We start from the raw sequence: 21,105 nt of genomic DNA on the forward strand, positions 1-21,105 counted from the left end.
GCGCGATTCTGTGTCCATCAACCAAGGAGGCGCCCGCATGGACGACACGCCACCCCGCTACCAGCCAGAAGCACGCTGACTGCAGGCCCCTGCTCCAACAGTCTTCACCCAACCGTGGGCGGGTCGTTCAGCCGGGCATGAGGAGGAATGGTATCAACAGCCGCCTCAACCTGTGCGCCTGACTGATCGACACTCCGTTTGCACCGCCATAGGTGCCCCAGGAGATCAAACAGCCCGCACCTGGAACGTTCGGCCCCAGGCGCCAACGCCAGCAGCTTCGATCCAGACCAAACGCTTCATTTGACGTGAATAGCCAATGACCCTCGGGCTTTGCTCGGGGGTTTTTGATTGACCCTGGCCTGATCTCTCAAGACCTTCCCGCATCACCATTCAGTGATTCAGGCAGGCTTGGTTTCATATCAACCGATCATACAGTCGTCGCCAATCACCACTTCAGGAACCAGAGGAGCGTGTTCACTGGTGTCTGTGACGGTGGTGCGCGTCGCTCACATGGGGATGCTTGTGCTCAAGCTCCTCGTGCTCATGTTCATGGGCATGCCAATAGGGCCGATCGCCTGGATAAGCCAGTTGAGCGTCGGAAGGATGGGCGTGGTTGTGATGGGGATCTGGGTCGCTCGGGTCATGGCGGTGGCGATGGTGATGGCGCTGCGCCGCGTGGTGATGCCTGTGGCTGTGCTCGTCCCTGAGCAGTAGAACCACACCGGCGACCATCAGTCCTGCAGCCATCGCCAATGGCAGGGTGAGTGCATCACGCAACACCACCACAGAGAAGAGCGCTCCAACGAAGGGTGCCGTGGCAAAGATCACGGCTTCACGGGCAGCACCAAGGGCACGCAGTGCCAACAGATCCAGCCAGATCGAGAGGCCATAGCCCAGCGCTCCAATCAGCAGCACCAGAGCCATCTGGGCAGGCGATGGAAAGCGCTCCTCCAGAGCCCACGCAAGCGCAAGCATCGGCAGGGCGGCTCCGATCGCTTTGAAGCTGGCGATCTGCAATGGGTCCCGGAGCGACAGCCGCTGGCTGATGTTGTTGTCGATGCCCCAGGCCAGGGTGGCCAGAGCGATCAACGCCGTGCCTGGCCAGGTGCTTCCTGCCAGCGATCCGCCTGAGAGCAGGGCGGCGCCGGCGAGGGTGAGCGCAGCGGCAAGCAGGCCACGCCGACCCAGATGTTCCTTGCCGATCACTACGGCAATCAACAAGGTGAACACCGTTTCCAGATTGAGCAGGAGTGAACTGGAGGCGGCGGGCAACAGAGCCAGGCCATGCACCAGGGCCAGAGGGCCGATCACTCCGCCGAGCAGCGTCAACGCCACCAGAGCCTTCCAGTCGCTCGGTTGCACCGGGGCTTCCTGCGTCGCCGCTGGCTGCACCAAGCGCAGCGGCCAAAGCACCAGGGCCGCACCGCCATAGAGCAGCCCAGCCAGGCTGAGGGCCGAGCCTGCGTGCGTGAGCGTGCTGATCACAGGAGCACTGCAACCGAACAGCACGGCAGCGATCAGTCCGGCCCACTGGCCTCGCGCCTGCGGATCAGCGTGCAGGCGCATCTCCCTGGAGCAACACAGCCGTGTTGCCACTGAGGATCTGCTCACCGCCCTGTAACCCCTGCACAATCTCCAATTGATCCGATCGGGCTGGCCCGAGTACCACCCGCACCGGCTCGGCGGAGCCGCGCTGATAGCGGTAGACCACCGGCTCACCGTTCAGCAGTTGCACCGCTTGACGGGGCACGGTGAACTGCTGCTCGCTCGACGGCACCAGGGCAAAGGCCGTCACCGCTGTTCCGGTGGGGGGTAAAGCCCCTGCCACGGGCGTGGCGCGCACGATCATCACGCGGTTGGCGCTGGCGGAATCCGGCGCCACGGCCACCACCCGGGCGCGCATTTCCTGGCTCCCTGCTTTCACGCGCAGCACCTGATCGCTCTTCAGGTTGGCGGCCAACAGAGGCGACACCATGAAGCGCAGTTCACGGCCCGAGGTATCGGTGATCTCCGCCAGATCACTACCGGCCGGCAACACCGATCCTGGGGTAGCATCCAGAGCGGCCACCGTGCCGGTGATCGGGCTGCGGATCTGAAGCACACCAGCGCTGGTGGGAGAACCGATGGCCCTGACCTTCGCCTGAGCTGAGCGGGCATCAGTGCGCGCCTTCACGCTGGCGATCCGCCGTGTTTCGAGCTCATGCCAGGCCAGGGCACCCTGGCGTGCCATCGGCAGGGCCCGCTGATACTGCTGCTCCAGCGATTGCGCTGTGGCGGCGGAGCCGTCGGCTTCTGCGCGGATGGCTGCCGCCTCCGGGCTACGCACCTCGGCCAGTACCGATCCGGCCTGCACCCTTTGTCCCGGGGCCACGAGCAAACGCATCACCTGGCCCGCCACCGGCATCCCCACCAGCGCGCGGGCACCCACATGGGCCTCCACGAATCCGGTGATCGGCCGCTCGATGGTGGTGCTCAGTTCAGGCCGGATCAGCGTCAAGCCCGCCTGGCGGAGTTGCTGCTCCGTGAGGGGAATGGTTCGGTTTTCACCTGAAATCTGAGCCGAATCGGCTTGCGGCGTTGTGCTGTTCGGTGATCGGCTGTGGCGGCCCAGGCCGAAAGCGAGGAGCAATGCCACCACGAAAACGAAGGGCAAGGCCACAGCACGGTTGGCGATCCACCAGGCCTTCTGCGGGCTGGCATCCAGCTTCCCGGTGAACCGGGTGAGCGTTCTTGCGAGGGTGTTGGTCATGGGGGATCAGAGGTCTGCAGAGAGCGACGACAGTTGCGCTGCGGGGAGCAACCAGCGTCCGAAACGGGCATAGAGAGCCGGGATCACCAGCAGGGTGAGCGCGGTGGAGGTGATCAGGCCGCCGAGCACCACCACCGCCAGCGGCTGGAGGATTTCACTGCCGGCGCCAAAGGCCACAGCCAGAGGCAGCGTTCCCAGGGCCGAGGACAGCGCCGTCATCAAGATGGCGTTCAGGCGCTCCAGGCTTCCCTCCTCAATCACGGTGTGCAGAGGCTGGCCAGCGGCATGGCGGCGGTTGTAGTTGTCCACCAGCAGCAATCCATTGCGCACGGCCACACCGAACAACGTGATGAAGCCGATCAACGACGCCACCGACAACACCGCACCGCTGAGCAACACCGCCACCACACCACCCACCAGCGCCAGCGGCAGATTGAGCATGATCGCGACAGTGGCGGGCACTGATTTCACGGCCGTGATCATCAACAACATGATCACCACCACCGCCACCAGGCTGTAGAGCACCAGGCTGCCTGTGGCACGTTCTTCTGATTCGAATTGACCTCCGTAGCGGATCGCATAGCCCTGCGGTAGGCGAACCTCGCGTGCCACGACCCGCTGGATGTCCCGCACCACCGAACCGAGAGCGCGGCCGCTCACGTTGGCGGAGACAACGATCAGGCGGGAGACATCTTCCCGGTTGACGATGTTGTTGCCGAGACCCTCCTCCACCCAGGCCACGCTGCCGAGGGGCACGGTCATGCCATTGGAGAAGGCCACCGGCAGGGCCCGGATGGCGTCGAGACTGCTGCGGCTGGCGGCATTGAGCTGCACGAGCACATCGCTGCGCACGCCGGCTTCCACAACATGGCCCGCCACCTTGCCGTTGAGGGCGATCTCCACGGCCTGGGCCAGATCCTCGATGCTCAGTCCGAGGGCGGCCGCCAGGGGGCGGTCGTAGTGGATCTGAATCTGGGGGATGGGCAGTTGGGGCTCAAGCTGCAGATCCACTACCCCCTCAATCGGCTCCACCACCTTCACCACGGCTTCGCCGAGGCGCCGCAACTCCGCCAGATCGGTGCCATAGATCTTGATGGCGATGGCGCTGCGCACACCGGAGAGCACCTCATCCATGCGGTGCGAGATGAAGCCACCGATGTTCGGGGCCACACCGGGAATCTTCAGGAAGGCCTTGCGCAATTCCGCAAGCGCGGCGGGCCTGTTGTCCATGGCCCTGGCGCTCAGCTCCACATCCACGTGGGCCAGGTTCACCCCGGCTCCGTCGGCATCGCCGGGAGCACGGCCGGTGCGCAGCTGCACCCACTCCACCAGCGGACTGTCCTGCAGCGAGCGCGTCAGCGCCAGGCCGGCGCGATTGGTCATCTCCAGCGACACACCTGGATAGAGCACCATCGAATTCACCAGCGACTGCTCGCGGAACTCCGGCAGGAACACCCGGCCCAGGCTGGGCAGGATCAGCGCGGTGCCCACCACCAGGCTCAGGGCGATCGCGAGCAGCCGCTGCGGTTGCGCCAGCGCCATCGCCAGCCAGGGCCGATAGATCCGTTCGCAGCGGTTGGCGATCCAGGTGTTTTCGGGCGGCAGCTGCACCGGCGCGAGCAAAATGGCGCAGAGAGCCGGCGAGAGCGTCACCGCCACCAGGGTGGACGCGCCGATCGAGAAGAGATAGGCCAGGCCCATCGGCGCAAAGATGCGGCCCTCCACCCCCGTGAGCGAAAAGATCGGGGCAAACACCACCGCGATAATCAGGGTGGAGAACAGCACCGGCTGACGCACCTCCACCGAGGTGTCGAACACCACCTGCAGCGGCGACCGTGGTGTGGGACTGCTCTGATTGCGGCGCAGACCGCGGTAGCAGTTCTCCATGTCGACGATCGAGTCGTCGACCACCGAGCCGATCGCCACCACCAAACCGCCCAGGGTCATGGTGTTGAGGCCAAGGCCAAAGGCCTTCATCAACATCAGGCCAACCAACAGCGACAGGGGAATGGCGCTGAGGGTGATCACGGCTGCGCGCCAGTTCATCAGAAAGGCCACGATCACCAGGGACACGATCACAATCCCGAGCAACAGCGATTCGCTCACATTGCGCAGCGCAGTGTCGATGAAATTGCTCTGCCTGAAGGTGCGCTTCACCCGCACATCCGTCGGCAGGGTGCGATTGAGCTCAGCGATGCGCTGCTCCACCGCACGGGTGACCGTGGGCGTATCCACATCCGGCTGCTTGATCACCATCAGCACCACCGCCGGTTGACCGTTGAAGCTGGCGTCGCCCCGTTTCAAGGCAGGCCCCCGCTGCACCTCCGCCAGGGTGGAGAGCAGCACAGGCCGGCCCTGCTGATCGGTCACCGCTACATCCGCCAGATCGCTCGTCTGCTGGATCTGAGCCAGCGGCCGGATCAGGCGCTCCTGGCCGCCAGCTACGAGGAAGCCTCCCGGGCTGGTGGACATCGCCGCAGAGACCCCCTGCATCACAGCTTTGAGGCTGACCCCTTTCACCTGCAGTTCCTGCGGATCGAGGAGCACCTGATACTGCGCTTCTTCCCCGCCATAGACAGTGATCTGCGCCACCCCAGGCACCGCCAGGATCGGGTTGCGATAGGAGCGCAGCACCAGCTGTTGCAGATCCATCAGCGACGTGGTGCCGCCGGGTTCCACTGTGAAGGCGACCTGAAGAATCGTGCCCAGGGGCGATACCAGCGGTGAGATCTCCGGCGCTGCGGCATTGGCCGGCAACTGGGTCTCCACCTGCTGCATCCGCTCGGACACCGATTGGCGGGCCCGATAGATGTCGGCGTTCTGGTTGAACACCACCTGCACCATCGAGAGCCCCGCCTTGGAGGAGGAGCGCACGGTCTCCACGCCGGCGATGCCATTCAGCGCCGATTCCACCGGCAGGGTGATGCGCGTTTCCACCTCCTCCGGCGACAGGCCATCGGCTGTGATCTGCACATCCACCTGCGGTGGGGCGAACGGCGGAAACACATCCAGCGGCATCTGGCGGAGCATCCCCAGGCCAGCAACGCTGACCACCACGGCGGCCACCACCACCAGCCAGCGGCGGGCGATCGAGAAGCGCAGGGTGGTGTTGAGCAGCGCTTCGATCATTCGCCCTGCTGCTTGCGGCGCAGGGTCAGCGTTGCCCCGGCGGCCACCACCAGGGCAGCAGCGACGCCACCGGCGATCAGAGCGCTGTTGCCTTCAGGTTGATCAGCTGGGCGATCGGCGCTGGCCTCAGCGGCGGAGGGTTCGGCCTGCTGCGTTTTTTTCGATTCGGCATACAGCGAGAGGGCACCGTTCACCACCACGTCGTCGGTGGGATCGAGGCCCTCGGTGATCACGATCTGATCGCCAAGGGTGGGACCGGTCTGAACGAAGACCGGGTCGTAGGTGGTGGCCGTTTTCACGAACACCAATGGTTTGCCATCCGCCTGCACAACCGCGGCCGTCGGCACACTCAGACCCTCCGGGCCCTGTTGTGGTTGCGTGGCCGTCACACCCAACAGGGCATCGGTTTCGGTGTTCGCCTTCACCTGGCGCACATCCCCTTGCTGCTGAAATTCATCCCCATGGCCCACGTGGGACCAGGCCGGGGCCGTCAGCAGCAACGCCGCGGAGGCGACCAGAGCGGAGGCACTCCCTTGAACAATGCGGTGGATCAAGGCTGGACAGAACAACACTGCGCGGAGGATGGCGCAGGCGCGATGAAAAACAGATGAAATCCGCTGCCCCACCTAGCCTTTTGGCGATCTGAACCGCACGCCATGCCCTTGCGGATCCTGCTGGTGGAAGACGAGCCGGATCTGGCTGAATCCCTGGTCGCCGTTCTGGAGCAGCAGGGCCATGTGGTGGACCACTGCAGCGATGGCCTCTCCGCCTGGACCTTGCTCAGTGGTGATCTGGCGCGCTACGAGCTGGCGCTTGTGGACTGGATGGTGCCGCAGCTCAGTGGTGTTGAGCTCTGCCGGCGCCTGCGCGCCGCAGGCTTCACCGTGCCGGTGTTGTTGTTGACGGCCCGCGATGGCACCGCCGACCGGGTGGAAGGACTCGATGCGGGTGCGGACGACTACCTGAGCAAGCCGTTCGCCATGGAGGAACTGCTCGCCCGGGTGCGCGCCTTGCAGCGCCGCCATCCGGGCTACCGCGAGCCGCAGCTGCAGGTTGGCAGCTACAGCCTGGATCCCTCCCGCAGCGAGCTGACGGTGCAGGCGCCAACTGGCGCGGTGCGTGTGCCGCTCTCGGCCAAGGAATTGCAGCTGCTCACGTATTTCATGGAGCACTCCGGAGACATCCTCAGCGGGTCTCGCCTGCGCAACCAGCTCTGGGACCTGCATCAGGACCCGGTGAGCAATGTGGTGGCGGCGCAGGTGCGGCTGTTGCGCCGCAAGCTCGCCGATCACGGTCTGCCGTCGCCGATCACCACGGTGCCCTCCCGCGGCTATCGCTTTGATGCAGACGCCACGGGCAGCGCCTCGCAGCCGAGCTGATGGCAGGGCTTGAGCACAACTTGATCCGGCGTGCACGCCTGCGGCTGGCGGGCCTCTCCCTGCTCGTGATGGGGAGCATCCTCTATGCAGCGGGATTCTCGATGGGCCGGCTGTTGCTGCAGGCCCAGGAACAGGCCCTGCAGAGCGAGCTGGTCAACCTGGCCGGCACCCTGCACGACAGTCTCAAGCCCGTGCTCCCGCCGCCTTCGGCAGGACCTGCCTCACTGGCCACGGTGCTGCCTGGGCTTTGCCTGGCGGATCGCCCCTGCCCTGCGCCCACAACCCTGATCGAGCGCCATGCGCTCGGCGTCACCGATCCGGAACGGTTTCAGCTGCAGATCCTCAACGGTGAGGGAGAGGTTGTGGCCACATCCCCACCATCTCGGGAGCCAACCCCCGGTTCGCTGATGCTCACCACCAGCGTTGTGCTGCACCGCTCTCACGGCGATCAGGAACAGGACTGGGGCAGCTTGCGCCTCAGCCGCAGCCTCGCTGGCCTGGAGGCGGAGGCACAGCGCCTGTGGTGGCTCGGCCACGGCGTGTTTGTGCTGGCGTTGGTGGTGATCGCGCTGGCGAGCTGGTGGCTGGCCGGCCTGGCGATGGCACCGTTGATCGAGGCCTACCAGCGCCAGGAGCAATTCAGCGCGGATGTGGCCCATGAGCTGCGCACGCCCCTGGCCAACTTGCTTGCTGTTGCTGAGGCTCAACGTGCCCAACCTGGAATCGAGCGGGTTCTGGCTCAGGGCCAACGGCTGCAGCAGCTGATCGCCGATCTGTTGCTGTTGGCCAGCCTGGAGCGGCCCGGCGCCAAGACGCCGATGCAGCGCTGCGACCTGGCTGAGATCACAGCGGATGTTGTGGAGGACTGGTCCGAGATCGCGGTGGCATCGGAGCAGACCTTGTCGATGGCGCTGGAAGCAGAGACCACCACGCTGCGCGGAAACGAGCGGGAACTGAGCCGGCTTCTGATCAATCTGATCAGCAATGCGCTGCAGCACTCACCCTGTGGTGGAACGGTGGAAGTGCGCCTGGAAACTCAGGGCCGCTGGTTGGCTTTGAGCGTTCGCGATCAAGGCCCCGGCATCTCGCTGGAGGATCAACAGCGGATCTTTGAGCGCTTCACACGCCTGCAACCGGATCGCTCGCGTCAGAACGGTGGTAGTGGCCTGGGGCTGGCCATCGCTCAGGCGATCGCAAACCGCCATGGGGGAGAGATCCGCGTGGCGTCAGAACCGGGGCACGGAGCCACATTCACGGCACTGCTGCCAGCGATCGGCTGAAGCCGCCCAATCGCCTTGACTCTCCACCCACTGGAGACTATACGGTTGATGGAGATGTCTGATCCCGTGATGCCCGCGCTCCCCCTAGCCCTCGCCCTGGCGGGCCTCTCCGTCGCCGCCGCCGCACCAGGTCACGCCGCTGAGGTGGTGTCGGCCTACCGCTCCGCCAGTTGCGGCTGTTGCAAAGGCTGGCTCGATCACATCCGGAAAGCCGGCTTCACGGTGCAGGACCACGTTGTGAACAACCTGCCGGCGATCAAGCAGCGCTATGGCGTTCCCGGCGCCCTCGGCTCCTGTCATACCGCCACGATCAACGGCTACGTGATCGAGGGGCATGTACCGGTGTCGGCGATCCAGAAGCTGCTCAAGGAGCGCCCCAAGGTGGCTGGCATCGCTGTGCCAGGCATGCCCCTGGGCTCACCCGGCATGGAGTCGGCGCTGCGGAGTGAGACCTACACCGTATTCACCTTCACCAGAACAGGGGTGATCAAGCCGTTCCAGACGGTGAAGGGTTGATGGAGCAGACCCCGACCAGCGGCAGCGCAGCTCTGCGCGATGTGCGTCTCTACCGAATGGACACGGCTGATCACGCCTGCCCGTGGGGGCTGCGGGCGGTGGCGCTGCTGCAGAGCCAGGGCATTGCGTTTGAGGACCACCGCCTGCGCAGCCCTGAGGAGGTGGAAGCGTTCAAACGCGCCCACGGGGTGAGCACCACCCCGCAGGTGTTCAGCGGCCAGCAACGCATCGGTGGCTACAGCGATCTGGCGGCACGGCTGGGGGTTCGGGCCGAGCGAGCAGACGTGAGCTACACACCGGTGATCGTCGTGTTTGCCACCGCGGCCTTGATGGCCCTTGCCCTTGGCGTGGGTGTGCGCAGTTTCATGGGCCTGGCCATCACTCTGCTGGCCATGCTCAAGCTGATGGATGTGCCGGCCTTTGCCGCCAGCTTCCTCAAGTACGACCTGCTCAGCCAACGCTGGCGAGTCTGGAGCCGCCTCTATCCAGGCCTTGAACTGCTGGTGGGGCTGGGCATGCTCACGCCGCCGTCCATCTCCGCTCTCGATGGGCTGGTGGGAGCGGTGGCGGTGTTGTTGGGCGGAATGGGCATGCTGTCGGTGGGCAAGGCGGTGTTCATCGATCACCTCGCCCTCAACTGCGCCTGCGTGGGTGGCAACACGCGCACACCGCTTGGCGTGGTGAGTTTTGCCGAGAATCTGATCATGACCTTGATGGGCGCGGCGATGGCACTGGATGCCGTTGCTCATCGCTTGCCGTGGAGTGGATTGCCATGAATCGCCGCTCGTTTCTGGCGTTGACGGCCGGTGGCGCCGCCGCCGCTTCTGCAGGGCTGGTGGGTCAGCGTTGGCTGAGTCATGCCCGTGAGGTCGCTGCGGCCGGTGCGGCTAGGGCTGTGCGATCCAGCCAAGGTGTTCTGAACCTGGATCTCGTCGCGCAGGAAACGCGGATCGCGATCCCAGGAACGGCTGGTCGCGCTCTCACCTACAACGGCCTGCTGCCAGGGCCGTTGCTGGAATTAGAGGCTGGTGACGCTGTACAGATCCAACTGCACAATCAACTCAGACAACCCACCAACCTTCACTATCACGGCCTTCATGTCTCGCCAGAGGGGAATGCCGACAACGTATTTCTGAGTGTTCAGCCCGGGGCCAGCCAGAGCTATTCCTTCCGGATTCCCGAGGATCACCCTGCTGGCCTGTTTTACTACCACCCCCATCACCATGGAACGGTGGCCGATCAGGTGTTCGGCGGGCTTGGTGGTGCCCTGATCGTGCGCGGTGCTCTCGACCGCATTCCGGAGGTGCAGGCCGCCCAGGAGGAGGTGCTGTTTCTCAAGGATCTCCCAGCCGATCGGGAGTCATCGATGGGTGGAGCGATGCTTGGCCGCGAGGGTTCGGTGCTCACCGTGAATGGGCAGTTGAACCCCAGGATTGAGATCCCTGCCGGGGGATTACTCCGGCTGCGATTGGTGAATGGCTCCAATGCACGCTTCTGGCGCCTGGCGCTGGAAGGGCATCGTCTTCATCTGATCGCCACCGATGGCGGTGCACTGGAGCGGCCGGTTGCGGTGGAGGATCTGCTGCTGGTACCCGGCGCACGCGCCGATGTGCTGGTGCAGATCTCACCGAGTGGCGGACGATTCCGCTTGCGCAATCGCGCCTACAACCGTGTTGGCCGGCGCATGATGGGAATGAGGCGGATGATGGCTCCCTCCCAGGGTGAGGAGACCATTGCCACGGTTCAGACCGATGGCACCACAACGCCAAAGCCGCTCCCTCAGCAACTGCTTCCCGTCCAGCCGCTCAACAATCCGGTGCGCACGCGCCGCTTTGTGATGAACCATGGCATGGCCCCAGGCATGGGCATGGTGTTTCTGATCAACGGGCAGGCCTACGACCATCAACGCATCGATACCCGGGTGCGCCTGGGTGAGATCGAGGAATGGGAGCTGATGAATACCGGGGTGATGGATCACCCCTTTCACGTGCACGTGAACCCCATGCAGGTGATCAGCCGCAACGGACAGCCGGAGCCATTCCCGGCCTGGCGCGATGTGGTGTTGGTGCGGGCGGGAGAAACGGTGCGGGTGCGGACGCAGTTCCGCGATTTCCCTGGTCGCAGCGTGTACCACTGCCATATCCTCGATCACGAGGAGCTGGGCATGATGGGCAACCTCCTGATTGAGGCCTGATCAGCGGCCCCCGCAGGATTGCCAGCCGGCGAGCATCGCCTGCAGATCCGATTCCAGGCTCTGGAGAGCTTCGATGCGGCTTTGGATCTCACCGAGCTTGCCGCGGATCGTGGCCTGCAGATCCGCGCACGTGCACACCCCGGAGCGGCGCGCGCTGAGCACGCCATGAATGGCGCTGAGGGGAAGATCCATCGCCCTGAGATTGCGTATCAGCGCCAGGTCGGCGAACACGCTCTGATCAAACAGGCGGTAGCGCCCCTCCGAGCGCGAGGTGGGCTGCAGCAGGCCCTCATCGCAGTAGAAGCGGATCGTTTTCACCGGCACGCCCGAGCGCTGCGCCACCGCACCGATCTTGAGGAGCTCATCGGCCACCGCTGCACCCATGCGTCTTGACTCTCCACCTGCAGGAGAGTGCATCGTAGGAGGACTGTGCCACCGCTCATGCGCCTTCTGCTTGCACTCGCGGCCTTCGCGCCCCTTCTGGCGCCCCCGGTCCTGGCTCAATCAGGCCATGAGCACCACGATCATGGGCAACACGCGATGCCGATGCCGGCAAGCGGCGCGAGCGACCATGGCGCCCACGGCAGCCATGGCCATGACGTTGGCCCCGCCGGAAGCACCTACGACCTGCGCTGGATCGACGCGATGGTGCAGCACCACACCGGCGCCCTTCGCATGAGTGAATTCGTGTTCAACGTCGGCTCCCCGGGAGTGGGGGCTCTGGCGAACACCATCTGGAGCGATCAAGCCCGCGAGATCAAGGCGATGGGGCAATGGCGCAAAGCTTGGTATCCCCAGGCGCCTGTGTATCCGGTGACGCTGCCGCCGGGCGGCGACCCCAACAGCTTGGCGGCGCTCAGGCGCATGTCTGCCGCGCAGATCGCGGCGATGCAGATGGCGGGAACGGCACCGAGCCCCGACACACGGGTGACTTGGTTCCTCGAGGGAATGCTCGAGCACCACGGCGGGGCGCTGCAGATGGCCCACGACGCCCTGGACAAGAGCACCACCCCCACCATCCGCCGCCTGGCGCGGGAGATCATCGTGGCCCAGCGCCGCGAAATCATTGAGCTGCGGCGCATGCTCCGCCACGACGGGCTCAACAAGCCCGCCTACTACCAGTACGACGCGCTTTTTTCCCTGTGAATCAGCACGTGCTTCACCGTTTCAGCCTCGCCGCTGTGGCCATTGGCATGGCGTTGCTACTGGGCCCCGAGGCCGGCTGGTCCCACAGCAGAGGTCTGTACGCCACCCAGGCGGAGGCTGAGCAGCGCGCCAAGCAACTGGGCTGCAAGGGCGTGCATCAGAACAACGGTCAGTGGATGCCCTGCAGCAATGAGTCGATGTTGCATAAGGAACTGCGAGAGGAATGAAGCCTGTGTCTCGCGCTCGCAGGCTGCATCGGCTTCTGGTTCCCCTGGCCGCTGCGCCTCTGCTGCTCACTGCGGCCAGCGGATCGCTCTACAGCCTGTTGCTCGAGCAGGGGGTGGATGCCTTCTGGCTGCTCAAGATCCACACGGGCCGCTTTGGACCGGTGAATCTCCAGCCCTACTACTCGATCCTGTTGGGCCTGGCCACGCTGGTGGTGATCGTCTCCGGGGTGGTGCTTCTGCTGCCGCGCCCGCGGAGCTCGGTGCGCTGACGGCAACCGCAGGGTCTGTATCAGCGCCTCTGCAACATTGCCTCCCCAAGAAGCACGCTGACAGAAGGCCCCTGCTCCAACAGTCTTCACCCAACCGTGGGCGGGTCGTTCAGCCGGGCATGACGAGGAAGGGCATCACAGCCGCCTCCACCTGTGCGCCTGACTGATCGACACTCCATCTGCACCGCCACAGGTGCCCCAGGAGAACCAACTACCCCACACCTGGTACGTCCGACCCCAGGCGCCAACGCCAGCAGCTTCGACAAGCCACAGCCATTGGAATGTTGATTGACTCATGACCCCTGGGCTGCGCCTGGGGGGGGTGATGGGCGCGCCGGCATCAGCTCACCGCAGGCACGCGGGCCACATACACGCCGTAACTGAAGAGGGATCTGAACTTTCTGTACAGAGCGATTTCTACCTCCATGTCGGCGACCACAGCACGTGCTTCGGCTGAGTGGTTGTTGCGCTCGAGGTAGGCCGCGAAGCGCTCCTGCATCGGCATGTAGAAGTGATCGATCCAGCAGTCTTCTGGAAGCGCAAAGTAGGCCTCCGGCGCATATCCAAGCTGCTCCAGAACGGCTAACTTCTCAGAAGCCAGGCCAATCTCGGGGTATTCCGTCTCCCAGTGCTGGCTGAGTTCGGCGGGCCGCTCAGCGGTGAGCCAGGTGATTTCCGAGACCACAAGCCATCCGCCGGGCTTGAGATAGCGCTTCCAGGTACGCGCACCTTCGGCAAAGCCGATGTTGTAGATCGCTCCCTCCGACCAGATCACATCCAGCGATTTGTTCTCGAAGGGAAGCGCATCGATGCTGCAACAGAGGGTCTCAATTTGATCACTAATACCTCGTTCTCGAGAGCGGCTTATAAGCGTATCGAGAAAGGGTTGCAGGAAATCAACGGCGATCACTTTGGCGTTGAGTTCTTCCGCTAGCACCATCGCTGATGCGCCGGTGCCGCAGCCAAGATCTGCAATCTGCAAGGGATGCTCTCGGTTCAGTCCCGTTAGCTGCAGGGCTTTTTTGGTGCAGGCGTCGCTTCCCGGTCCCTGACGCTCGCCATCCACATGGAGATCGATCAACAGGCTCAGATCATCCAAGGGGGGATCAATCGCTCTCTGCAATTGTAGTCCGCCATAGCAAGCGCTATTGAGACTGGTGGCTGCCTACTCAGGTGTGCAGCAAAAAGCCCCAGGCCTGAGCCTGGGGCATGGGAGAGCCGGTGTCTGGAGTCCAGGCGTCAACCCTTGGTGGCTCTGACCTCCCAGAATGCCGCGCCGAGGCTGTAACTGGCGAGACCGCTCTGTTGTTCATAGCTCTGGCGTGCCTTGAGCTGGCACTCGATCTCCTTGCAGTCGATGGAATAACGCCACTGCTTGCGGCCGGGGCGGCGGTTGAGCACCAGGTCCGGGGTGATCTGATAGCCGTTGCCGTCTTTACCGGCAGGCATGCAGGTGAGCAGGTCGCCGCGCAGGTGGGCCAGGCGCAGCTGCTCGTTCAGTTCCTTCTGCTCGGAAGCCAGGAGGTCCTGCTGCTGCTTGACCTCAAGCAGGCGACTGACGCAGCTGGTGATGGCATCGGCGGAGAAGCGCGGGTCGTCTGCACCGGCACCGGCCGGGAGAACACCTGCAGTCGCAAGAAGCAACAGGGCCTCGGGGGTTCCCGGTGCCGGTTCGCCGAGTGCGGCGGGAGCAGTGGTCGTGACGGTTGCGGTCATGTGCGTGTGTGAGGTGTGAGCGAGTGGACGTGGCCTGAATTGCAAGGGGCCCCTGGCCCCCCACTGGCCCCTCAGACGCCGAGGGCCTGGATCTGGTTGAGGGCCTCGATGAGTTCGTTGCGGCGCAGGCGTTCGATGGCGGAGGGCAGGGAGGTGCGATCGATCGGGTAGCTGCGCAGCAGGGAGCGGAGTTCGACCACCGAGAGCTCATCCCAGAGGGGCGAGAGGTTTACCGGGCAGCAGGGGGCTGGCTTGGTGGTGCTCCGGGTGGGGACCTCCTCCATCCAGGGCTCTGCCGCCGCGGCGGTGGGCTGGTTGATCGGGAATTGCTGGCTGAGCTGGCTCACCAGTTGGGTCAGCCCTGTGATCGCCTGTAGGAGTGCGCTCTGGAGCTCGGTGGCGGCCAGCTCAGTGCTGAGCTGGGCAGTGGCGCAGGTGCCGATGGCACCGGTGGTGGTGGAAACGGTCATCAGACAACAACCTGGAAAACGACAGAAGGGGTGTGGAGCTTGCGCTCGCTCTTGGGGCAGTAGGCCTCCCATTCGGCGGCAAAGGGATAGGGCGTGATGCCGGTGACGTCCTGGAGGTCGACCTTCATCCCATCGATGGCGCCAGAGCCTTTGGCATCTGTGCCTTTGGCACCGGTGACGATGTGGATGTTCTGCGCGGCCTTGCTGCAGAAGTTCAGACCGGCTTCTGAGTAGGCGTTGCTGCCCACCAACGAGGCATTGCGGGCGTGGTAGTCGCCGATGGCGCTGGCGTGCAGGTGGCCAAAGAGCGTGTAGTCGACCGTGATGCCCTGGGCGGCGTACTTGCCGCTGATCTCTTGCACCGATTTCTGCACATTGGCGCCGATCTGATGGCCGTGCAGGCAGAGGAAGGTGCGGCCCATCACTTCAAAGAGGAGCTCATTGGCCTGGAAGCCGCAGAACTGGATGCCATCGGCGCCGTCAAAGCCGCGTTTGAGGATCTCGTAGATCATCAGGTCGTAGCTGTCGGTGGCGAGTGCATCGCTCCAGCCCAGCTCCTTGCTGACGCGGCTTTCATTGCCGGTGATGCCATAGACCTCCAGCTCGAACTGCTCGCGTAGATCGAGCAGAAACGCCCGCAGGATGTCCACCGCCAGCAGCGTCGCGCGTGAGCGGTTGGTGCTGTTGGAGAGCAGCTCATCCAGGCGCCGGTCGCTATTGAGAAAATCCCCAAGACAGGCGACGACGACTTTGCGGGCGCCGTAGCTCTGGCCCAATTGCTTGACGCGCTGGGCAAGCTTGGCGAGGCGCTGCGCCGCCACAGTGAAGTCGTAGCGATTGGAGGGCAGCTCGACCCGTTCGTTGAAGTGCAGATCGCTCAGTTGCACGATCAACACCGCGTCGCCGCCCTCGGGGATGCGATTGAGCGTGACGCCCTGGGTAAAGCCCCGTTCATCCAGGAGGGAGCAGAGCTCGCGGGTGTAGGCGGTGACGGCGTTCTCGATGCGGGCGTGCTCGCGGAAGGCCTTGCGCTCGATCCGGTTGGTGTCGGCCTGGGCCTGGCGGGCCTTGGCGAGGCGCACATTGAACTGGAGCAGTTCGCGGTCTTGCCCTTGATCGGGGACGGGGCAGCGGCCGGGGAGATGCCTGGTGTGCCGGCGGCGGTTGCGGTTGTGGTGTGCTCTGGAACCCATAGGGAGAATCGGCTGCGGGAGGCTATTGGCATCGGCCCTGTTCCATGGCCGCGGGGGTTGGTTTCGTGTCAGGCGATTCAGTCGCGCAGAACGTCGTGCAGCGGTAAGGGCCGTTGGCTGCAGGCAGTGCGGCAGTCGAGCCAACGTTCCAGGGGGACCTGGAGTTGCTCCGCGATCTGCTGATCTGAGAGTCCGAGGGCAACGTGCCGGCGCGCTTTGATCCACAGCTCCCGCAGGCTGTGGCTGATGCGCAGGGAGAAGCCGGTGTCGCGCAGGTGATGGAGCAGTTCCCCTTTCACCTTGGGGACGAGGTAGCTGGAGGGTCGATGCCCGCGGCTGGCGTCGTAGCCGATGGCGCCTTTGCAGAGCCCCTCATAGGCGGGACCAAGCAGGTCATCGCTGTGGAGCGACCAGCGTCGGGCAAAGCGATGGGCCTGTTGATGGGCCAGGCCGAGGTGGGCGCAGGCAAAGGCGCGTTGGGCGCGGGTCATCGGCCGGCGTAGAAGGCGTCGCCTGGACATGGGCTGGAAGGTGCGGGTGCGGGAGGCTATTGGCGTCCCGCCTGCAGCACCGCGCTCGAGCGGATGGTGGTGCTGGTGACGAGATCAGTGCGCATCAGCGGCAGCGCCTGGCGGCGCTGGGCGCGATCGATCAAGACCAGAAGCGGGCTGGGGGCCTGCAGCTGCAGGGTCAGGGCGAGCAGTCCACCCATGCAGGCGGCGCGATGGGGCAGGGCCATGGGCAAGACAAGGGAGGCGAGACGCAGCAAAGGGTTCCGGGCCCCGGTGCCCAATGCCCAGTGGCGCAGCTGCCCGCAAGGGCTCAGAGCCTGACGCCCATGCCCCAGGCGAGCTGACGATCGTTGTGCTCCTCGCTGAGCAGGGAGGGCAGATAGCGCTGCAGGATGGCGAGGACGATGGCGGGCGGCACCTGATCAGCGGCCTGCTCGATGTGGCGGTTGTAGGCCTCGGGGTCGTTGGCGGCGATGGCGGCCTCCAGATCGTCAAGCAACTGGATGGCCCGGCGGCTCGCCGCTGTGTCCGGGGCCGTGCAGGCGGCGGCAGGAGTGGCGCTCGAGGTCAGGCAGTCCATGGGGGAGGGGAGGCGGAACTGCCCAGAGGATTCCCCTCTCTCAGGCTTGGCGTGAGATCAGGTCGATGCTTGTGCTCGGTAGCCGGCTCAGAAATGCCTAAGCAGTTGGCAGGATAAATCGGTCATCGTGTTCCCTGAAGCCGTTTGTGAATCGAAGCGCAATTGCCAAGCTTACTGTTTTGATGAGTCGTGTTGATCTCCTGCCCACTGGTGATCTTGGTAAATCTTTGAGGCAATCTTCTTTGATGTTTCTGACTGTCGTCAGATTTTCACAAGTCCTCGTAATTTGTGTAAAGAATTTCTTCGTAGTCGAAGCCTAGCCACTCGCAAAGCGTTTCCTCTGTCAGATCGCTTAGGTCTTCGTCATCAACTTCTACGCAGCACTCGACCTGGTCGCCATAGACGTCAAATTGAATTCCAGCGTAATCGCTGCTTTCTTTGTCCTCGATTTCTTCGGTGAAGTAACTCGTTCCAATATGGAAAACAAATCGATTCGACATTGCCTTTGTTCAATGTGAATTGGGGCGTTGGTGGGTGGCTGTGCTTGCTTGGTCGCAAAGGATTTTAGCGTCGCCGCCTGTTAATGCGATCCATCTGAATCCATGTTTGTTTTGCCCATCCCATTCTCAAGTAGAGAAAATACCTCAAGAATTGCCAGCCACAGTTGCGCAATGGTCACTCAGGGGCACCCCATTGTGTTGTATCGCGCGCTCCTTGCCAGCAGAGCAGGCTCGTGGCTGCATGTCATCGATGAACGATCACCCTGCTCCGCTGCTGCCATGGACGACCAACTGCGCCTGAGCGTTGCGCTCAAACCTGAACTGGTGGACCGTATCGACTGTTTGCGTCAGGAGTGGGGGCTGCGCAGTCGCAGTGCGGTGCTGGAGCGACTCCTGGAGGAACTGTTGGCCTCGCCAGAACCAGACGCCCGCTGACTGCCAGCCGGATCATCGGAAACCAATTGGAGCTTTTGCGGTGACACCGCAACGCCCGCATGGGGCTGAGCCCTGATGGCGACTGCTCGTGGCACCAGCGGCTGAGCCGGGCGAGCCGGCGCTGCCACGGCTGTGGCCTGGCAAGCCCACGCCGGTGGGCTGGGGGCTGCCACAGCTGTGGGCGGTGGTGCTGGGGTGCCCGGAGCCAGAACCAGTGCAGTGATTCCTGATCGCCATGACCACCAAGGTTCTGCTCACCCACCACCACCGCGATGCAATGGAGAACGCTGCCGATCGCGGCTTCTGGATGCCCTTGCCCCTGCCGGTTGCGGAAGGCTCGCTGGATGAGCTGATGTATCTGACTGCCGTGAGCTACGGCAGCGGCCAGATCCGCGAGTTGCTGCAGATCGAGAGCTTTGAACCCTGGCGTGAGGCGGATGGCATCCAGCGTTGGTTGCCGTTCGTTGGCCGCCGGATTGCCCTGCCCCGGCCGCTGCCCCTCGGCAATCGCGGTGCCCTGGCGGGTTGGTTGCCGCGTCAACGGGAGGCGGTGCAGATCGTCGATCTCGATGCCCTGCTTGCCGCCAAGCGGCTCAGTGATGTGTTGCCAGGTTCCGGCGCCTGTTGCCATCTGCCGCAGGGAATCCCGGCTCTGACGCCGCTGGTTTCTGCTGAGCCCATGTCAGGACTCGCCGCCTGACGCCGTTCGCTCGTCGTGGGCCTTGTGCTTCTACGCTGGATCCATGACGAGCGTGCATGAGATCGAGACAGCCGTGCAACGGCTGGCACCGCAGGAGCGGGCTGAGTTTCGCGCCTGGTTCGAAGCCTTTGATGCCCAGGAATGGGAGCAACAGATGGCTGATGATGTCGCCAATGGCAGTCAGGTTGATCTATGCGCCGCTGGTGGCGCTGCAGCGACAAGATCAAGCGGCCTGATCAGGCCCTGAGCGATGGACCAGGCGATCAGCCCGCGTTGATCGCTGACGCCCGTCTTGCGGTAGAGGAGGCTGAGTTGACGCCGGATGGTGTCGCGTCGCTTCTGCTGCAGGGCGGCAATTTGGGTGGCGTTGTGCCCGCGGCCGAGGAGCTGGATCAGCTCGCGTTCCCTGGGGCTGAGGTCAGGTTCCTGCGAATGGCCTGAACGGGGCGTGAGGGCGTGTGAGCGGGCCTGTTGGAGGGGCGCTCGGAAGTGGGCATCGACGGTTTGCTGACCATGCAAGGCCTGGATCAGGGCGCGGAGCACGGTGCCGCTGCCACCACTGCGCTTGGAGCAGAGCGCATCGAGCCCGGCGCTGTGCAGGGCCGCCAGACGTTCGGGGGCGGTGGTCTGCGGCAGATAGGCGAGGAAGCGGCAGGTGGCTTGGGGGAGATGGTGATGCAGCTGGTGCATCAATTCGAGTGCGCCACCATCGGCGAGGTCGTCATCACAGATCACCAGCAACTTGTCGAGGTCTGGTGGCACCCGGGCGAGCAATTCGGCGATCGACTGCGTGGCGAGATGACAGCTGGGCAGGAAGACCGACCCCATGGCGATGAGTTCATTGTTCGGGCTGCAGATCGCCACGGTCCAGTCCTCTGCGGCTTGGGCAATGGCGTCTTGCAAGCTCCGCAGGTTGGAGCAGATGGTGTTGGGACTCATGCCGGCGATGGAGGCGTGGCAGATCGATCGCACAAGGCGCCTTTGTTGATGGTGGGGCGCTGGGGTGGAGAAGGATCAGCGGCCTTTTTGCTGTAGCCATGCGGGCCGCAATCGCGCCATGATCTGAGCCGATGCGCGGTGTTTTATGCAGTTTCTGCATCACTGTTCATCGCTTGGCGCAGGCTGGCGAGCGCCTGGTCATGGAGTTGGCCGAGTTCCTCACTGCTGATGCCTCCCAGAGAGCGGCGCAGCTGGGCGGGACTGAGGGCCGGCCGGCGCAGGTAGCGGTTGCGGATCAGGCGTTGTTCCCGTTCGCTCAGGACGCTGAGGATGGATTGCATCCGGGCGTTGTGATCCGCTTCTGCCTCTGCTTCTGCCTCGGTGTCCGCTGCTGAGGGTTGGTGTTGGCCAGCGGCGAGGTGATGGCTGCGGCTCCAGTCGGCGTCGTCCTCACCGGCGTTGTCGATGGACACAGTCTGTGTCGTGTCCCATTGCCGGATGAAGCTGGTGAGCTGCTCGGTGGTGAGCGGTTTGCCGTGGAAGCGCAGCTGGTCCGCCAGCCAGCTCAACGCCGGGGTGGTGCCATGGGCGGCGAGGTGTTGCTGGCTGAGGCGCAGGGCCTTGAGCACAATCGCGGCCTTCTCGGCGGGGATGCGGATCGCCCGTTTGCAGCGCTGCTCAAAGTCATGGAAGCCGCGCCGAATCCAGAAACTGGCGTAGGTGGAGAAGCAATAGCCCTTGGCGGGATCGAACTTCTCCGCCGCCCGCATCAGGTTGAGAGCTCCCTCCTGGAGCGCATCGGCGGTGGTGTCGTTGTGGGCAGGAAGGCTGGAGCGATGGCGACCCCAGGTGTGGGCGACCAGGCTGAGGTTGTGACGGACCAGCTGTTCGCGGGCGCGCAGAGCGCTCTGGCGGACGGGCTTGGGGGCATGGGATGGGCCACCGGGGTGTTGCTGCCAGCGCTGGATGCGGCGGGAGAGTTCGAGCACGGTGCGCTCACACAGGGGCCTGTGACGGCTGCTGCTGCGCAGCCAGTTGGACACAGAACTGGCCTGGTGTACGGGATGGGCCTGGACTGCCATAGCGATGCAATGGGAGCGACAACTGCTCAGAGGATTCCCCGCAATCGCACGGTTGCGCGCCCTGCTGCGCCTGCGGTAGTGCGGAGGCC

Annotated in this window: 27 protein-coding genes; 12 read left to right on the top strand and 15 right to left on the bottom strand. The window is 64.3% G+C overall.

What is annotated here, in order from left to right; all coding sequences use genetic code 11:
* Window positions 1–474: 474 nt before the first annotated feature.
* From SynWH8101_RS04875 to SynWH8101_RS04890, 4 genes are read right to left on the bottom strand one after another with little or no spacing between them, the layout of a single operon-like run.
* A complete protein-coding gene (locus SynWH8101_RS04875) occupies window positions 475–1,566 on the bottom strand; it encodes a DMT family transporter (protein WP_130128804.1) in 1,092 nt (363 codons plus the stop codon).
* Window positions 1,550–2,749, bottom strand: coding sequence for an efflux RND transporter periplasmic adaptor subunit (locus SynWH8101_RS04880; protein WP_130128805.1), 1,200 nt, complete (start codon window positions 2,747–2,749; stop codon window positions 1,550–1,552). Before SynWH8101_RS04880 ends, SynWH8101_RS04875 begins: the two co-directional genes overlap by 17 nt.
* Before the next feature lie 6 nt (window positions 2,750–2,755).
* Window positions 2,756–5,878, bottom strand: coding sequence for an efflux RND transporter permease subunit (locus tag SynWH8101_RS04885; protein ID WP_130128806.1), 3,123 nt, complete (start codon window positions 5,876–5,878; stop codon window positions 2,756–2,758).
* A complete protein-coding gene (locus SynWH8101_RS04890; RefSeq protein ID WP_250544854.1) occupies window positions 5,875–6,432 on the bottom strand; it encodes an efflux RND transporter periplasmic adaptor subunit in 558 nt (185 codons plus the stop codon). The genes SynWH8101_RS04885 and SynWH8101_RS04890 overlap by 4 nt, the downstream gene beginning before the upstream one ends.
* Before the next feature lie 108 nt (window positions 6,433–6,540).
* Between SynWH8101_RS04890 and rppA the strand changes: the two genes are divergently transcribed.
* Genes rppA through SynWH8101_RS04915 form a run of 5 tightly spaced genes read left to right on the top strand, consistent with a single transcriptional unit; the run spans window position 6,541 to window position 11,247 of the window.
* The gene (gene rppA, locus SynWH8101_RS04895) at window positions 6,541–7,257 is read left to right on the top strand and encodes a two-component system response regulator RppA (RefSeq protein WP_165381008.1); all 717 of its coding nucleotides are present in this window, start codon (window positions 6,541–6,543) and stop codon (window positions 7,255–7,257) included.
* Window positions 7,257–8,537: a cell wall metabolism sensor histidine kinase WalK gene (locus SynWH8101_RS04900; RefSeq protein ID WP_130128808.1), complete on the top strand. Its 1,281-nt coding sequence runs from the start codon at window positions 7,257–7,259 to the stop codon at window positions 8,535–8,537. The genes rppA and SynWH8101_RS04900 overlap by 1 nt, the downstream gene beginning before the upstream one ends.
* A 54-nt stretch (window positions 8,538–8,591) precedes the next feature.
* Window positions 8,592–9,053 carry a DUF411 domain-containing protein gene (locus SynWH8101_RS04905; protein ID WP_250544855.1) on the top strand — a complete coding sequence of 154 codons (462 nt, stop codon included), beginning with the start codon at window positions 8,592–8,594 and terminating at the stop codon, window positions 9,051–9,053.
* Window positions 9,053–9,829, top strand: coding sequence for a MauE/DoxX family redox-associated membrane protein (locus tag SynWH8101_RS04910; RefSeq protein WP_130128809.1), 777 nt, complete (start codon window positions 9,053–9,055; stop codon window positions 9,827–9,829). Before SynWH8101_RS04905 ends, SynWH8101_RS04910 begins: the two co-directional genes overlap by 1 nt.
* A complete protein-coding gene (locus tag SynWH8101_RS04915; protein WP_371413216.1) occupies window positions 9,811–11,247 on the top strand; it encodes a multicopper oxidase family protein in 1,437 nt (478 codons plus the stop codon). Before SynWH8101_RS04910 ends, SynWH8101_RS04915 begins: the two co-directional genes overlap by 19 nt.
* On the opposite strand, the gene SynWH8101_RS04920 is transcribed toward SynWH8101_RS04915, so the two are convergent.
* Entirely contained in the window at window positions 11,248–11,631 is a 384-nt protein-coding gene (locus SynWH8101_RS04920) for a MerR family transcriptional regulator (RefSeq protein ID WP_130128811.1), read from the bottom strand. It lies immediately after the preceding gene.
* A 57-nt stretch (window positions 11,632–11,688) separates the two neighbouring features.
* Between SynWH8101_RS04920 and SynWH8101_RS04925 the strand changes: the two genes are divergently transcribed.
* The 3 genes from SynWH8101_RS04925 to SynWH8101_RS04935 are packed head-to-tail and all read left to right on the top strand — an operon-like array spanning window position 11,689 to window position 12,889.
* Window positions 11,689–12,393, top strand: a complete 705-nt coding sequence (locus tag SynWH8101_RS04925) for a DUF305 domain-containing protein (protein ID WP_130128812.1) — start codon at window positions 11,689–11,691, stop codon at window positions 12,391–12,393.
* A gap of 8 nt (window positions 12,394–12,401) precedes the next feature.
* Complete coding sequence (locus SynWH8101_RS04930) at window positions 12,402–12,620, top strand: DUF3721 domain-containing protein (RefSeq protein WP_130128813.1); 219 nt, start codon at window positions 12,402–12,404, stop codon at window positions 12,618–12,620.
* On the top strand, window positions 12,617–12,889 hold the full coding sequence (locus SynWH8101_RS04935; RefSeq protein ID WP_130128814.1) for a hypothetical protein: 273 nt from the start codon (window positions 12,617–12,619) through the stop codon (window positions 12,887–12,889). The genes SynWH8101_RS04930 and SynWH8101_RS04935 overlap by 4 nt, the downstream gene beginning before the upstream one ends.
* A 340-nt stretch (window positions 12,890–13,229) precedes the next feature.
* Here the strand turns inward: SynWH8101_RS04935 and SynWH8101_RS04940 are convergent, their stop codons facing one another.
* The 8 genes from SynWH8101_RS04940 to SynWH8101_RS14290 form a co-directional block, all read right to left on the bottom strand.
* Window positions 13,230–13,988: a class I SAM-dependent methyltransferase gene (locus tag SynWH8101_RS04940; RefSeq protein WP_130128815.1), complete on the bottom strand. Its 759-nt coding sequence runs from the start codon at window positions 13,986–13,988 to the stop codon at window positions 13,230–13,232.
* Window positions 13,989–14,128: 140 nt separating this feature from the next.
* Window positions 14,129–14,605 carry a hypothetical protein gene (locus SynWH8101_RS04945; protein WP_130128816.1) on the bottom strand — a complete coding sequence of 159 codons (477 nt, stop codon included), beginning with the start codon at window positions 14,603–14,605 and terminating at the stop codon, window positions 14,129–14,131.
* A gap of 71 nt (window positions 14,606–14,676) precedes the next feature.
* The gene (locus tag SynWH8101_RS04950; RefSeq protein WP_130128817.1) at window positions 14,677–15,075 is read right to left on the bottom strand and encodes a hypothetical protein; all 399 of its coding nucleotides are present in this window, start codon (window positions 15,073–15,075) and stop codon (window positions 14,677–14,679) included.
* Window positions 15,075–16,268 (bottom strand): hypothetical protein, encoded by a 1,194-nt coding sequence (locus SynWH8101_RS04955; RefSeq protein ID WP_130128818.1) that lies wholly within the window; start codon window positions 16,266–16,268, stop codon window positions 15,075–15,077. The genes SynWH8101_RS04950 and SynWH8101_RS04955 overlap by 1 nt, the downstream gene beginning before the upstream one ends.
* A 77-nt stretch (window positions 16,269–16,345) precedes the next feature.
* The gene (locus SynWH8101_RS04960) at window positions 16,346–16,789 is read right to left on the bottom strand and encodes a sigma factor (RefSeq protein WP_254428049.1); all 444 of its coding nucleotides are present in this window, start codon (window positions 16,787–16,789) and stop codon (window positions 16,346–16,348) included.
* Window positions 16,790–16,815: 26 nt separating this feature from the next.
* Window positions 16,816–17,007: a hypothetical protein gene (locus SynWH8101_RS04965; protein ID WP_130128819.1), complete on the bottom strand. Its 192-nt coding sequence runs from the start codon at window positions 17,005–17,007 to the stop codon at window positions 16,816–16,818.
* Window positions 17,008–17,090: 83 nt separating this feature from the next.
* Window positions 17,091–17,360, bottom strand: coding sequence for a hypothetical protein (locus SynWH8101_RS04970; RefSeq protein WP_130128820.1), 270 nt, complete (start codon window positions 17,358–17,360; stop codon window positions 17,091–17,093).
* 269 nt (window positions 17,361–17,629) lie between these two features.
* Window positions 17,630–17,860 (bottom strand): hypothetical protein, encoded by a 231-nt coding sequence (locus SynWH8101_RS14290; RefSeq protein WP_130128821.1) that lies wholly within the window; start codon window positions 17,858–17,860, stop codon window positions 17,630–17,632.
* A 279-nt stretch (window positions 17,861–18,139) separates the two neighbouring features.
* Between SynWH8101_RS14290 and SynWH8101_RS04980 the strand changes: the two genes are divergently transcribed.
* The 4 genes from SynWH8101_RS04980 (at window position 18,140) to SynWH8101_RS04990 (ending at window position 19,242) form a co-directional block, all read left to right on the top strand.
* Window positions 18,140–18,295: a ribbon-helix-helix protein, CopG family gene (locus tag SynWH8101_RS04980; RefSeq protein ID WP_130128822.1), complete on the top strand. Its 156-nt coding sequence runs from the start codon at window positions 18,140–18,142 to the stop codon at window positions 18,293–18,295.
* An 88-nt stretch (window positions 18,296–18,383) separates the two neighbouring features.
* Window positions 18,384–18,518: a hypothetical protein gene (locus SynWH8101_RS14500; protein ID WP_255423179.1), complete on the top strand. Its 135-nt coding sequence runs from the start codon at window positions 18,384–18,386 to the stop codon at window positions 18,516–18,518.
* 12 nt (window positions 18,519–18,530) lie between these two features.
* On the top strand, window positions 18,531–18,995 hold the full coding sequence (locus SynWH8101_RS04985) for a hypothetical protein (RefSeq protein ID WP_130128823.1): 465 nt from the start codon (window positions 18,531–18,533) through the stop codon (window positions 18,993–18,995).
* A gap of 43 nt (window positions 18,996–19,038) precedes the next feature.
* Window positions 19,039–19,242 (top strand): hypothetical protein, encoded by a 204-nt coding sequence (locus tag SynWH8101_RS04990; protein WP_130128824.1) that lies wholly within the window; start codon window positions 19,039–19,041, stop codon window positions 19,240–19,242.
* Here the strand turns inward: SynWH8101_RS04990 and SynWH8101_RS04995 are convergent.
* Together SynWH8101_RS04995 and SynWH8101_RS05000 are read right to left on the bottom strand one after the other, a co-directional pair.
* Window positions 19,176–19,934 carry a response regulator transcription factor gene (locus SynWH8101_RS04995; protein WP_130128825.1) on the bottom strand — a complete coding sequence of 253 codons (759 nt, stop codon included), beginning with the start codon at window positions 19,932–19,934 and terminating at the stop codon, window positions 19,176–19,178. The genes SynWH8101_RS04990 and SynWH8101_RS04995 overlap by 67 nt on opposite strands.
* Before the next feature lie 143 nt (window positions 19,935–20,077).
* On the bottom strand, window positions 20,078–21,016 hold the full coding sequence (locus SynWH8101_RS05000; RefSeq protein ID WP_130128826.1) for a sigma-70 family RNA polymerase sigma factor: 939 nt from the start codon (window positions 21,014–21,016) through the stop codon (window positions 20,078–20,080).
* Between the last annotated feature and the right edge of the window lie 89 nt (window positions 21,017–21,105).

Source organism: Synechococcus sp. WH 8101 (assembly GCF_004209775.1).
In the GTDB taxonomy this organism is placed as follows: domain Bacteria; phylum Cyanobacteriota; class Cyanobacteriia; order PCC-6307; family Cyanobiaceae; genus Synechococcus_C.